The sequence below is a fragment of the Kitasatospora sp. NPDC059408 genome, from assembly GCF_042751525.1.
Lineage (GTDB): Bacteria > Actinomycetota > Actinomycetes > Streptomycetales > Streptomycetaceae > Kitasatospora.
In genome coordinates this window covers 50,556-62,977 of sequence record NZ_JBHYWI010000016.1, presented here as the reverse complement: position 1 = coordinate 62,977, position 12,422 = coordinate 50,556, and the positions used below count along the sequence as shown (strand labels likewise).

At 75.2% G+C, this 12,422-nt stretch carries 11 protein-coding genes; 3 read left to right on the top strand and 8 right to left on the bottom strand.

The annotated features are described in order from the left end of the window. Positions 1-19: 19 nt before the first annotated feature. From ACFXDE_RS13480 to ACFXDE_RS13470, 3 genes are all read right to left on the bottom strand, one after another. Positions 20-793, bottom strand: coding sequence for an SDR family oxidoreductase (locus ACFXDE_RS13480; RefSeq protein WP_380493831.1), 774 nt, complete (start codon positions 791-793; stop codon positions 20-22). 253 nt (positions 794-1,046) lie between these two features. Beyond that, the gene (locus ACFXDE_RS13475) at positions 1,047-1,580 is read right to left on the bottom strand and encodes a SixA phosphatase family protein (RefSeq protein ID WP_380493829.1); all 534 of its coding nucleotides are present in this window, start codon (positions 1,578-1,580) and stop codon (positions 1,047-1,049) included. Between the two features lie 226 nt (positions 1,581-1,806). After that, positions 1,807-3,567 (bottom strand): ricin-type beta-trefoil lectin domain protein, encoded by a 1,761-nt coding sequence (locus ACFXDE_RS13470; RefSeq protein ID WP_380493827.1) that lies wholly within the window; start codon positions 3,565-3,567, stop codon positions 1,807-1,809. A 217-nt stretch (positions 3,568-3,784) separates the two neighbouring features. On the opposite strand from ACFXDE_RS13470, the gene ACFXDE_RS13465 reads away from it, so the two are divergent. Both ACFXDE_RS13465 and ACFXDE_RS13460 read left to right on the top strand, forming a co-directional pair. Then, positions 3,785-5,062, top strand: coding sequence for a sensor histidine kinase (locus ACFXDE_RS13465; protein WP_380493825.1), 1,278 nt, complete (start codon positions 3,785-3,787; stop codon positions 5,060-5,062). Next, entirely contained in the window at positions 5,050-5,706 is a 657-nt protein-coding gene (locus tag ACFXDE_RS13460; RefSeq protein WP_380493823.1) for a response regulator, read from the top strand. Before ACFXDE_RS13465 ends, ACFXDE_RS13460 begins: the two co-directional genes overlap by 13 nt. On the opposite strand, the gene ACFXDE_RS13455 is transcribed toward ACFXDE_RS13460, so the two are convergent. Both ACFXDE_RS13455 and ACFXDE_RS13450 read right to left on the bottom strand, forming a co-directional pair. After that, positions 5,624-6,847, bottom strand: a complete 1,224-nt coding sequence (locus tag ACFXDE_RS13455) for a glycosyltransferase family 4 protein (RefSeq protein ID WP_380493821.1) — start codon at positions 6,845-6,847, stop codon at positions 5,624-5,626. The genes ACFXDE_RS13460 and ACFXDE_RS13455 overlap by 83 nt on opposite strands. Then, complete coding sequence (locus ACFXDE_RS13450) at positions 6,844-8,046, bottom strand: hypothetical protein (protein WP_380493925.1); 1,203 nt, start codon at positions 8,044-8,046, stop codon at positions 6,844-6,846. The genes ACFXDE_RS13455 and ACFXDE_RS13450 overlap by 4 nt, the downstream gene beginning before the upstream one ends. 470 nt (positions 8,047-8,516) lie before the next feature. Here ACFXDE_RS13450 and ACFXDE_RS13445 point away from each other — a divergent pair, with 470 nt between their 5' ends. After that, a complete protein-coding gene (locus tag ACFXDE_RS13445; RefSeq protein WP_380493819.1) occupies positions 8,517-10,859 on the top strand; it encodes an ATP-binding protein in 2,343 nt (780 codons plus the stop codon). A 94-nt stretch (positions 10,860-10,953) separates the two neighbouring features. On the opposite strand, the gene ACFXDE_RS13440 is transcribed toward ACFXDE_RS13445, so the two are convergent. From ACFXDE_RS13440 to ACFXDE_RS13430, 3 genes are read right to left on the bottom strand one after another with little or no spacing between them, the layout of a single operon-like run. Continuing rightward, complete coding sequence (locus tag ACFXDE_RS13440) at positions 10,954-11,427, bottom strand: SRPBCC family protein (protein WP_380493817.1); 474 nt, start codon at positions 11,425-11,427, stop codon at positions 10,954-10,956. Positions 11,428-11,481: 54 nt separating this feature from the next. Beyond that, positions 11,482-11,844: an ArsR/SmtB family transcription factor gene (locus tag ACFXDE_RS13435; protein ID WP_380493815.1), complete on the bottom strand. Its 363-nt coding sequence runs from the start codon at positions 11,842-11,844 to the stop codon at positions 11,482-11,484. Beyond that, on the bottom strand, positions 11,841-12,335 hold the full coding sequence (locus ACFXDE_RS13430) for an SRPBCC domain-containing protein (protein ID WP_380493813.1): 495 nt from the start codon (positions 12,333-12,335) through the stop codon (positions 11,841-11,843). The genes ACFXDE_RS13435 and ACFXDE_RS13430 overlap by 4 nt, the downstream gene beginning before the upstream one ends. Between the last annotated feature and the right edge of the window lie 87 nt (positions 12,336-12,422).

Here is a 12,422-nt window from a genome sequence, read left to right as displayed (position 1 = left end):
GGCGGTGCTCCCGCACCCGTCAGCGCACGTCCAGGCCGCCGTCCGGGCGGAGCACCTCGCCCGTCATCCCGTGCGCGTCGTCCGAGGCCAGGAAGCGGTACAGCGGCGCCAGTTGCGCGGGCGTCAGCACCACGCGCAGCGGATTGAAGTCCCGGATCACCGCGCTGATCCCGTCCGGATCGCCGAACACCTCCGCGGACCCCTCCGGCCCCACCGCCGCGCGCAGCCCCGTCACCACGCCGCCCGGGGCCACCGCGTTCACCCGCACCCGGGGCGCGAGGTCCGCCGCCAGGTGCCGGACCAGCCCGACCGCGGCGTGCTTGGCCATCGCGTAGGCGACCCCCGAACCGTTGCCGCGCACCACGTACGAGGCGTCGGACAGCGTGAACACCATCGCGCCGCGCCGCTCCAGCAGCGGCTCCGCCGCCGCCCGGGCCGCCAGCAGGTAGCCCACCGCGTCCACGTCCAGCACCCGCCGCGCCAGCTCGGCCAGTTCGGCGGCCGGCCGGTCGCGCAGCCCGACCCCGCCGTCGTGGATCCCGGCGTTGCCCACCAGCACGTCCAGCCCGCCGTGCGCCTCCACCGCGGTGCGCACCGCCCGCTCGTTGTCCGCCGCGCTGCGCACGTCTCCGAGCACCAGGGCGACCCCGTCGGGCAGCGGCTCCCGGGGCTCCTCCCGGTCCAGCACCACCACCCGGTGCCCGTGTCGCACCAGGTCCTCCACCACCGCCCGCCCGATGCCCGAGACCCCACCGGTCACCAGGGCCACCCGGACCCCACTCTGCTGTCCCACCACGGAGAACTCCCCAGGTCCGCACCGATCCGACCCGGCAACGAGTACACCGCCCCCGCACCCGCCCACCACCCCCGCCCCCGAACGCCCCACCCGCGTTCAACCGCTCCCCGTCGGCACTCGAACACCCTGCCCACCCCGAGCCGTTGATCCGCCCCCGGCCGGCCCGTTAGCCTCGGGTGGGCCGTGTTCGTTCGCCAGGACCGCCGGCTGCTCCGGCGATCGATCGCTGACCGGCGTGGGCGGGATCGGGTCAGGTGCGCGCCCCGCGGGGGACGACGAAGTCGCGGAGGCGGGCCGAGTCCAACTCGTCCCACCCACCGACGATTTCCAGTACCGCGAGGCCGCTGGTCGGGTACTTCTCCCGGACGCGGTCGAGGGCCTCGCCGCCCGGGTCGGCGGCGAGGTCGAGGATCAGGTCCTCCAGGGCCGGGTTGTGGCCGACGAGGAGGACGGTCATCGCGTCGCGGGGCTGTTCCCGCAGGACCTCGACGAGGTCGTCGGCGTCCGCGGTGTACACCCGGGGGTCGACCGTCGCGGAGGGCGCACCCGGCAGCTCGGCGGCCGCCAGGTCCCACGTCTCGCGCGCCCGCCGCGCCGGCGAGCACACCACCGCGTCCGGCAGCAGCCCCCGGTCGCGCAGCCACCGGCCGGCCTCGGGCGCGTCGCGCCGCCCGCGCGGGCCCAGCGGGCGCTTCTCGTCGGGCACGCCCGCCGGCCACGCGGACTTCGCGTGGCGCAGCACGATCAGCGTTCGGGGCGGCGGGGGCGTGGTCGTGTCGCTCATGCCTCCACGCTGCCACAGACCGGCCCGGCGCGACCCTCGGCTACGGGCGGATCCAGCAGTAGAGTTGCTGCTCCCGCGCGACGGCCCGCCGCGCGAGCTCGTCACCGTCGGCGGCGTAGTAGCCGAAGAGAACACCCATGTGCGCGATCATGGCACCCGGCACCGACAGTGCTCTCCGCAGGCGGCTGGTCGGCCCGCGGAGAGCACCCTGTCGATCGCTGGTCCGTCAGACCGGGAGGGACCAGTACTGGTTGGCCTGGTGGCTGCCGCAGGTCCAGAGTTCCAGTGCGGTGCCGGGGGCGGTGGCGCCGCCCGTCACGTCGAGGCAGAGGCCGGAGTCGGTGAGGGTGCCGTCCGGGGCCGGGGTCCACTGCTGGAGGGCGCTGCCGGTGCAGGTGGCGAGCACCGCCCGGCTGCCGGCCGACGGGCCGGTGGCGGTGAGGCACTTGCCGAGGGTGCGGACGGTGCCGTCGGCGGTCCTGGTCCAGCGCTGGTTGGCGTTGCCGGTGCAGTCGTAGAGGATCACCGGGGTGCCGTCCGCGGTGCCGCTGGCGGTGTCGTCCATGCACTTGGCGCCGTTGCCGGTGACCTGGCCGGTCGGCACGGCGGGGGCGCAGCCGGTGCCGGGGGTGAGCCGCCAGACGGCGGTGCCGTGGGCCGGGACGGTCTGGCTCAGGGCGGTGGAGACGGCCGAAGTCCGGCCGGTCCAGAGGTCCTTGGCCGTCGCCGTGCAGCCGGGCAGGCCGATGGTCGCCAGCGGGACGGTGAGGGCCTGCGCGCTGTCCGAGCGGTTCAGCACCGCGACCGCGCGGTCCCCGCCGGCCAGCGGCCGGGCCAGCACGTCGGCGGCGGAGGTGCTGGACACCACGCCCGCCTGCCGGCCGAGCGGGTCCTGGTCGACGGCGATCAGGTCGGTGTTGCCGAGCGCGCCCAGCCCCGCGGGGGTGAGCTGGGAGACGTCGGAGGAGAGGATCAGCGGGGCGGCCGTCATCGACCACAGGGCGACCTGGCTGCGCGCCTCGTCGTCGGTCAGGCCGCCGTCGCCGGCGATGAGGAAGTCGGGGTCGTTCCAGTTGCCGGGGGAGGCGAAGGAGCCGATCCAGCGGTTGTAGCCGTAGTTGCCGAGCACGCTGGACCAGCGGCTCGCGGCGGGGTGGGCGGCGTCGTAGGTCGCGATGTCGTAGCCCTCGCGCCAGAGCTGGCCGTCCTGGCCGACCCAGGAGAGCACGTCGTACCAGTTCCGGTCGCCCCACTCGCCGCTCTGGAAGTAGGCGGGCGCGGACTCGGAGAACACGATGTCGCGGCCGGTGGACCGGAGGGCGGCGGACTGGGCGTCGTACGCCTGGCGGTAGGCCTGTTCCTGGGTCTGGCCGGCGGCGACCCGGAGGTTGCAGCCGTCCAGCTTGAGGTAGTCGACGCCCCACGCGGCGAAGGTGGCGGCGTCCTGCGCGAAGTGGTCGGGTTCGCCGTTCGCGCCGGTGCCGCTGCCGGGGTAGCCGCCGCAGGTGCTGGAGCCGGCGTCCTCGTAGATGCCGAACCCGAGGCCGCGGGTGTGGAGGTAGGAGCCGAGCCAGGCCATGCCGTGGGGGAACTTGGCCGGATCGGCGGTGAGGCTGCCGCTCGCGTCCCGGGCGGTGGACATCCAGCAGTCGTCCACGGTGACGGTGGTGTAGCCCTTGGCGGCGAGGCCGGTGGAGACCAGGGCGTCCGCGTTGGCGGTGACGGTCCGTTCGTCGATGCCGCACTGGTAGTGGGCCCAGTCGTTCCAGCCCATCGGCGGGGTGACGGCGAGCGCCCGGCCGGCGCCGGCGCCGGAGGTGGAGGTGGCGGTGGGGGTGGAGGTGGCGGTGGGGGAGGCGTGGGAGGTCGTGGCGGTCAACGGCAGGGCGAGCAGCGCGGCTGACAGTGCGCCGGCCGCGAGTCTGCGCCGGGACGTGCGGAAGGGCCTGCGGAAGGCCGTCCGGAAGGACGTGCGTAAGGGTTGCATGGCGGACTCCTGGCGTCGGGGGCTGTGGAGGAGTGCGCAACCAGTGCACTGTGCCTGCTCATTGACGTCAATAAGAGCGACAGAATTTGCAACTATGAGCATTTACAGTGCAAGTGGCGACAGGCTCCTGCAGGGCGGGAGTCGCCACCCGTTACAGTGGATCTTGTACGGAGCATGCGGGGAGGCGTTCCCCGAACCCACGGGGAGGGCCCTCACGATGACCGTCGCCGTCTGGGAGGCCGTACGCCGGCGCCCCGACCGCTTCCTCCGGTCCCTGTGGCCGCTGCGCGCATGGGCGTTCCTGCTGAGCGGCACGGTCCTCGGTGTCCTGCTGCTCGTCGTCCTCGCGCTGCTGCTGGCCGTGGGGCTGGGGCTGTCCGTGGTCGGGGTGGGCCTGCTGGTCCTGGCGGCCGTCCCGGTGGTGGGGATCCCGGTGGCCGCCCTGGAGCGCCGCCGGATGCGGATCGTGGAGCCGGTGCCGCTGCCCGACCCGCACGCCTCGCTCCCCGGGGCCGGCGCGTGGCCGTGGCTGCGGACCCGGCTCAAGGAGCGCGCCACCTGGCGGGAGCTGTCCTACACCCTGCTGCACGCCGTCGTGTTCACGGCGGCGGGCCTCGGCTTCACCGCCCTCCTCGCGTTCTCGGCGATGTTGCTGGTCACCCCGGTGATCGTGTGGGCGATCGCCCCCGACACGGTGATGCTGATCCCTGGGCGGTCGATCTCCGACCCGGTCGGCGGCCTGCCCGGCACGGCGGCGGGGCTCGTCGGCCTGGTGCTGGCCGCGTACGCGGGCGGGCTGCTCGCCGGGGCGCAGGTCAAGGCGGCCCAACTCCTCCTCTCCGCCCGGGAGGAGGACCTCGGCAGGCGGATCATCGAGCTGACCCGCTCCCGGGCCCGGCTGGTCGACGCGTTCGAGGCCGAGCGGCGGCGCATCGAGCGCGATCTGCACGACGGCGCCCAGCAGCAGCTCGTCGCCCTGACCATGACCCTGGGACTGGCCGAACTGGAGCTGCGCGGGCAGGAGTCCGCCGCGCTGCCGCTGATCGCCCGGGCCCGCGGGGAGGCCCGCCAGGCGCTGGAGCAGCTGCGCAGCCTGGTCCGTGACATCCACCCGCAGGTGCTGACCGACCACGGCCTGGCGGCGGCCGTGGAGGAACTCGCCCTGCGCAACCCCGTTCCCGTCGCGGTCGACATCGACCTGCCGCGCCGGCTGCCCGCCCCGGTGGAGAGCACGGCGTACTTCACCGTCACCGAGGCCCTGGCCAACGCGGCCAAGCACAGCGGCGCCGCGGCGGTCACCGTCCACGGCCGCCTGGTGGGCGACCGGCTCGTCCTGGAGGTCGGCGACGACGGACGCGGCGGCGCCGACCCGTCCGCCGGGTCCGGGCTGCAAGGCCTGGCCGACCGGGTGGCGATCCTGAAGGGGAGGCTCATCGTGACCAGTCCCGTCGGCGGACCGACCCGGCTGCGGGTGGAGGTGCCGTGCTCCGCGTAGTGCTCGCCGAGGACGCCGTCCTGCTCCGGGCCGGGCTGGTGGAGGTGCTCACCCGGGTGGGCCACGAGGTGGTGGCCGCCGTCGGCGACGCCGCCGAGCTGGCGCGCGCGGTGGACGCGGACCGTCCCGACGTCGTCCTCACCGACGTCCGGATGCCGCCGGACTTCCGCGACGAGGGGCTGCGCGCCGCACTGGAGCTGCGCGCCAGGCACCCCGGCCTGCCGGTGCTGGTGCTCTCCCAGTACGTGGCGACCGCCTACGCCAAGCAGCTGTTCACCGGCCCGGCGGCGGACGGGGGCGGCCTCGGCTACCTGCTCAAGGACCGGGTCGGGGAGGTCGCCGAGTTCCTCGACGCGCTGGACCGCGTCGCCGGCGGGCAGACCGTCGTCGACCCGGAGGTGATCCGGGTGCTGCTGAAGGCCTCCGACGCGCCGCTGCAGCGGCTGACACCGCGCGAGCGCGAGGTGCTCGGGCTGATGGCGGAGGGCCTCAACAACCAGGCCGTGGCCCGGCGGCTGACGGTCACCGAGGCGTCCGTGGTCAAGCACGCGAGCAACATCTTCATGAAGCTCGATGTCGACCCGAGCGAGGGGAACCGGCGGGTGCTCGCCGTCCTTGCCTACCTGCGAGGACACGGCCAGTGACGGTGATCGGCAGGTCCGGGTCCAGCAAGCGGCTCAGCCGCTGCGCCGAGCCCTCCCAGGTCCAGTGCCGGGCCACCCACTCCCGGCTCGCCGCGCCGCGTCGCTCCCGCTCCTGCGGCGAGGTCAGCGTCTCGGCGAGGGCCGCGGCGACGGCGGCCGGGGAGCGGCCGTCGACCACCCGGCCGGTGACGCCGTCCAGGACCGTGTCTGGGGCACCGCCGGAGTCGCCGACGACGACCGGCAGCCCGGCGGCGGACGCCTCCAGGAAGACGATGCCCAGGCCCTCCGCCTCCAGCCCGGCCCTCCGGGTGCGGCAGGGCATGGCGAACACGTCGGCGGCGGCGTAGTAGCCGGCGGTCGCGGCGTGGTCGAGCCCGCCGGTGAACACCACCCTCCCCGGCGCGCACCGTGCGGCGAGCCGGCGCAGCCGGGTCGCGTCCGGCCCCTGGCCGACGATCACGAGGACCGCGTCCGGCACCCGCCGCAGGATCGCGGGCATCGCCCTGATCAGCACGTCCTGCCCCTTGCGGGGCACCAGCCGCGCGACGCACAGGATCACGTTGCGGCCCGCGAGCCGGTGCCGCGCGCGTATCCGCTCGGCGCCCTCGTCGTCCGGGTGGGCGGGTCGGAAGGCCTCGGCGTCGACGCCCGGAACGAGCCGCTCCAGGCGGGCGTGCGGGCCGAGGGCGGGGGCGATGCGGCTGCGGGTGTACTCGCCGAGGTAGGTCACGACGTCGACGTGGTCACCGACGTGGCGCAGCAGGCGCCGCGCCCCCGGTGTGCGGGCCCACCAGATCTCGTGGCCGTGCGTGGTGGCCACCGTCCGGCGGATGCCGCCGCGCCGCAGGTCGCGGGCCATGGCGGCGAGCGGGGCGGCGGCCCCGAACCACACCCGGTCCGCGTCGTGCTCCCGGGCGATGGCCAGGGCCCGCCGGGTGACGCGCGGGGTGGGCAGCAGCATGCGCGAGGGGTCCCGTACGACGGGGAAGGGCAGCGTGGCGTCGTACCGGTCCGCGCCGGGTTCGCGCGAGGTGTACACCACCACGTCGTGGCCGGGCATCCGCATCGCCATCGCGTGGACGAAGGTCTCGATGCCGCCCTGGCGGGGCGGGAAGTCGTTGGTGACGATCAGGGTGGTCATGCGGGGACGTCCTTGAGTGCGGCGGGGAGTACCCGCGTGCCGGAGGCGAGGGCGGGCGCGGAGAGCGGACGGGCGGGCGCGGCGGCCCGCGCCCAGCAGGCGAGCAGCACCGGCAGGGCGAGGTAGCCGAAACGTCCGGCGGGGGCGAGCAGGAACGCGGCGGAGAGCCCGAGGGCGAGCCGATCGGCCGCGCCCACCAGGTGGCCGGGCGGCCGCAGCACGAGCGAGACACCGATCGCGAGTCCGGCGGCCAGCAGCAGGCCGACGGCCGCGTACCAGCCGGCCGGCCCCAGGTCGGCGAGCAGCCGCCCGGGGAGCGGACTGCTCGCCGGGGTCGCGAACTCCCCGCGGCCCGTGGGGAAGGCGAAGACCTGCTCGGCCATGGCCCGTGGGGAGAGCAGGACTCCGGGCAGGACGGCCACGGCCGTTCCGGCCAGCGCGGTGACGGCGCCGCGGACGGCGGCCCGCAGCCCGGCCCGGTGGGCGAGCAGCGCGAACACGACGCAAACGGCGGGCCAGGCCGTCCACTTCATCGAGCACGCGGCGGCCAGGGCCAGCCCGGCCGCGACCGGGCGATTCCGGGACGCGAACGCGAGGGCCAGGCACAGCAGCCCGGCGAGGGGCAGGTCCACACCGCTGACGGCGAGGGGCAGGGCGATCACCGGGGAGGCGACGAGGGCCCCGAGGACGGCCCGGGACCCACCGCCCGTCCCCGGCGTGACGGCGCGCGATGTACCGCCCGTCGCCGGTGTGACGGTCCGGGACGTACCGCCCGTCTCCGGTGTGACGGTCCGGGACGTACCGCCCGTCTCCGGTGTGACGGTCCGGGACGTACCGCCCGTCTCCGGTGTGACGGTCCGGGACGCACCGCCCGTCCCCGGCGTGACAGCCCGGGACGCACCGCCCGTCCCCGGTGTGACGACCCGTCCGCCTGCCCACAGGCAGCCGAGCAGCACCACCGCGCACCACGGCCGGGCGTCGCCGAGCACGCGGGCGACCGGCCCGTCGCCGCCGAGGACCGCCCTCGGGAGCCCCAGCAGGGCCATGCCGGGCAGGTACGGGGTCACCTCCACGACCGAGCGCGGATCGTCGAGGTACGGCGTCGCGTGCTCCACGAGGAGCCGCCCGGAACGTTCGATCACCTCGACCTCGCTCTGCGCCGCGCCGGTCGCCAGCAGGTACAGCAGTGGCGCGACCACGGCCCCGGCCAGCGCCGCACCCACCGCGACGGCACGGGTCCGGTTCCGGTCCGGTCCGGTGGAGACGGCGGCCGCCACGAGGTAGCCGGCCGCGCCGAGCGCGCCCCAGACCCGGTGGGTGTCCAGGGCGGAGACGGCGGCGACGGCCGCCGCCCACCCGGCGGCGGCGAGCCAGCCGACCGTCCACAACAGCCGTCGGTTCCACCGGAGATGGGGTTTGACCTGGGGAATCAGCACCCGTCCATTCCACCGAGCCGGAGCCCGGCGGTCATGACGGCCAGGTGGAGACCTGACGGTCGGGTTTTCCCTACCGCATGTCCCTACCGCACGTCCCTACCGCACGTCCCTGCCGGGGTTCGCGGCTCCAGCCCTCCGGGCCGGCATCCCCAAAACCCTGTGTGCACGTCAACACGCTCCGTACACTGGGCCGTTGCCGAGGAGCCTCGGCCGTGTCCCAGCGGAGGTGACGTGTGGTTGGCGGGCAGGCGGTGCCGGACCCGGACGAGGCGTACGACCTCGCGGACTTCATCGACGCCCTCGGGCGGCTGCGGTCGTGGGCGGGCGCGCCGTCGTACCGGGAGCTGGCGAGGTCGGTGGGCCGGCTGCTGCCCGTGCCGCAGCCGGTGGCCGCGTCCACGGTGGTCGACGCCTTCCGGCCGAAGCGCCGCCGCCTGGACTTCGACCTGGTGGTCGCGATCGTCCGCGCGCTCGGCCTGCCGGACGACGAGGCCGACCGGTGGCGCCGCGCGTGCGTGCGCGTGCACGGAGAGGCCGGGGCGGGCGGACCGGACGCGGTCCTGCGCCACCTGCCCGCGGACCTCGCGACGTTCACCGGCCGCGCCCGGGAGGTGAACGCGCTCATCGCGGCCGTGCCGGACACCCCCGGGGGCGCCCCGACGGTCGTCATCTCGGCGATCGAGGGCATGGGCGGCGTCGGCAAGACCACGCTGGCCGTGCACGTCGCCCGCCGCCTCGTCGCCGCCGGGCGGTACGCCGGGATCCAGCTGTACGCGAACCTGCGCGGCTTCGACCCCGACCACCCGCCCGCGGACCCGGCCGAGCTCCTGGGCGGCTTCCTGCGCCGGCTCGGCGTCCCCCCGAAGCAGGTGCCGGACGGCCTCGACGAGCGCGCGGCGATGTACCGCGACCGGATGTCCGACCGGGACGCCCTGGTGCTGCTCGACAACGCGGCCGACGAGAAGCAGGTGCGGGCCCTGATCCCGGCGAGCCCCAGGTGCCTGGTCCTGGTCACCAGCCGGCGCAGCCTCACCGCGCTCGACGGCGCCGCGCTCTTCCCGCTCGACGTGTTCAGCCGTGACGAGGGGACGGCCCTGCTGGCGCGGATCACCGGCGCGGGACGCGTCGCCGCCGAGCCCGCGGCCGCCGGGGAGGTCGTCGAGCTGTGCGGGTACCTGCCGCTCGCCGTCGCCCTGGCCGCCGGACGCCTGCGCTCACGGCCCGCCTGGAGCCTGGCCGACCTGGCGGACGCGCTGCGCGGGCAGGCCCCGGACGCGATCGGGTCGGGCAGCAGGACGCTGCGGCCCGTCTTCGACCTCTCCTACCGCGGACTGCCGGGCCCGGCGCAGCGCGTGCTGCGCCTGCTGGGCCGCCACCCCGGCGTCGACTACACCGTCCCGGCCGTCGCGGCCATGGCGGACCTCCCGGAGCCGGACGCGGAGGCGCTGCTGGAACTGCTCCAGGACGAGCACCTGCTCCAGCAGAAGACCTACGGCCGGTACGAACTGCACGACCTGCTGCGCAGCTACGCCGCCGAGGCCGCGGCCCGGGAGCCGGGCGCCGACGGCGACGCGGCGGTGGAACGCCTCGGCCGGTGGTTCCTGCACTCCGCGTACAACGCGGCCAAGGCCGTCGACACCCCCGACCTCCCGTTCCCCACCAGGCCCAGCGAGCACGGCCCGGCGACGTTCGACTCCTACGACGAGGCGCTGGCCTGGTTCGACCGCGAGTGGCACAACCTGACCGCCGTCCAGCTCGCGGCCCGGGACCTCGGGCTCCACGACACCGTCTGGCAGCTGGCCGTCGCGCGGAAGTTCGTCGCCGCGCTGCGCAACCACCTGCCGGACTCCGCCGCCGGGCACGAGCTCGCGGTGGAGGCCGCCAGGGCGCTCGGCGACCGGGCGGTGGAGGCCCGCGTCACCGGCGGACTGGGGCTGGCGTACCGGATGCTGGGGCGGCTGGAGGACGCGGAGCGGTGCTACGGCGCGGCGAGCGCGATCCTGCGGGAACTCGGGGACTGGGTGCGGATGGGACCGCTCCTGCTCAACATCGCGGGCGTGCACCAGTTCCGCGAGGACTACCCGAAGGCCCTGGCGGTGTACGAGGAATCGCTGGAGGTGTTCGAGAAGTCCGGGGCGATCGGGGGCCGCGCGACCGCCCGGCTGAGCCTCGGCACCGTCCACCAGACGCTGGGCGACCTCGACGAGGCCGAGCGCTACTTCCTCCTCGCGCTGGAGGACAACCGGACGGTGGCCGCAGCCGTCCAGGCCGACAGCACCAAGGTCGGCAACCGGCGCGGCCTGGCCATCCTGCTCGGCCACCTGGCCACGGTGCACGGGGCCCGGGGCGAGGCCGCGCGGGCGGTCGGCGGCTACCGGGAGCAGATCGAGCTCCTGCGCTTCCTCGGCGACAAGCAGCTCCTCGCCGAAGCCGTGCGCTCATTGGGCGAGGCGCAGCTCGCGGCCGGCGACGGGACGGCGGCGCGGGAGGCGTGGACCGAGGCGCTGGCCCTCTTCGAGGACCTCGGCGACGGCGAGCAGGCCGCGGCGGTCCGGGAGCGGCTCGGGGGCGGCTGAACCCCGGGCCGGGGTGCGGAGGGCCTCCGCGCCCCGGCCGCGCGCGGGCCCGCCCCGCCGCCGGGTTCGCGGCTCACGTACGCGGCCCGGGTGGTCAGGCCGGGTGGTGGTCGGGGACGGCGTTCAGCTCGATGCCGTGTTCGAGCAGGGCCTTCATCGCGCACAGGGCGGTGGTGAAACCGCCGACGGTGTCGTTCACCCAGCGGACGGTGTCGTCCCCCGAGCCCCGGAAGCCGGTCTCGGTGGCCTCGACGAAGGTGGCCTGCGCCGTGCGCGGGGTGAACCTCAGCTCGACCGTGGTCGGCTGCTCGTAGTTGCCCCATTCGAACCGGATCAGACGTCCCTCCCGCACCTCCTGGACGCGGACGTCGGCCGATGCCCCGTAGGTCTCCCACTCCCAGCGCACCTCGGCCCCCGCGACCATCGGCCCGCTGCTCTTGCTGAACCAGAACCGGGACGTGACGGCCGGATCGGCGAAGGCCTGGAACGCCTCCGTCGCGGGCTTGCGCACCACCATGCACGCGTACGCGGCGGGGGCGTGGGTGAGCTGTCGGTTCTCCGTGGACATGATCATTCTCCTCTCCGGGGTCGCGCCGGGTGGACGTGACCCGTCAGGGCTCGTCTAGGGCGATTCCTGTTCCGCCGCTTCGGCGAGGTGTTTGATGTGCGCCAGCCGCCGGTCCCAGTCGGCGGCGAGCGAGGCCATCCACCGCGCCGTCGCGTCGAGTGCCGCGGGCCGCACCGTGTAGCGCACCTCGCGCCCGACGCGGCCACCGGTCACCAGCCCGGCGGCGTCCAGGACGGCGAGGTGTTTGACCACGGCCTGGCGCGAGACGGGAAGGTGCCGGGCGAGCGTCGTCGCGGTGGCCTGGCCCTGCGCGGCGAGCAGTTCGAGCAGCCGGCGCCGCGTCGGGTCGGCGAGGGCCGCGAGGACGGTGTCGACCGCCTCGACGGCGCCGGCGACGCCGGCGGGTTCGTCGGTCACGCGGAGGGCTGTTCGGACGACTGTTCGGACGGTTGGGCGGAGGGCTGGGCGGATGGCTGTTCGGCGCGCATCCTGAGCGCGTCGAGCTCCTGGCGCCAGCCGCCGGTGTTGTCCTCGACCGCCTTGCCGCGCAGTGCCTCGGACCCGGCCAGTTTCGCGAACCCGCTCTCGACCACGCGCAGCCGCGTCTTGCCGCCCTCCGGCGTCAGCGTGAACTCCACGAGGGTGCTGTTGTCCTCGCGCAGTTCTTCTCCGGGGAACGCGCTGGCCCAGCGGTAGGCCAGGTAGGTCGGCGGTTCGACCTTCTCCACCCGCACCGCGAAGTCGCCGTACTCCGGGTTCCTCGCCACCACCTCCTCGCCTTCCCTGGCCACGGTGCCGGGCAGGCTCGCCTTGTCGGCCACCCAGAAACCGGGCTCGGCCACCAGCGACCAGACCCGCTCAAGGGAGGCTTCGATCAGGGTTTCGCGTTCGATCCGGTCCTCGCTCATGAGGGGGCTCCCGTTCATCGGTGGCGTTGGACGCAACTCCAGAGTTGCATGCCGCCCCCCTGGGTGCAACCTGAGAGTTGCGGCTCG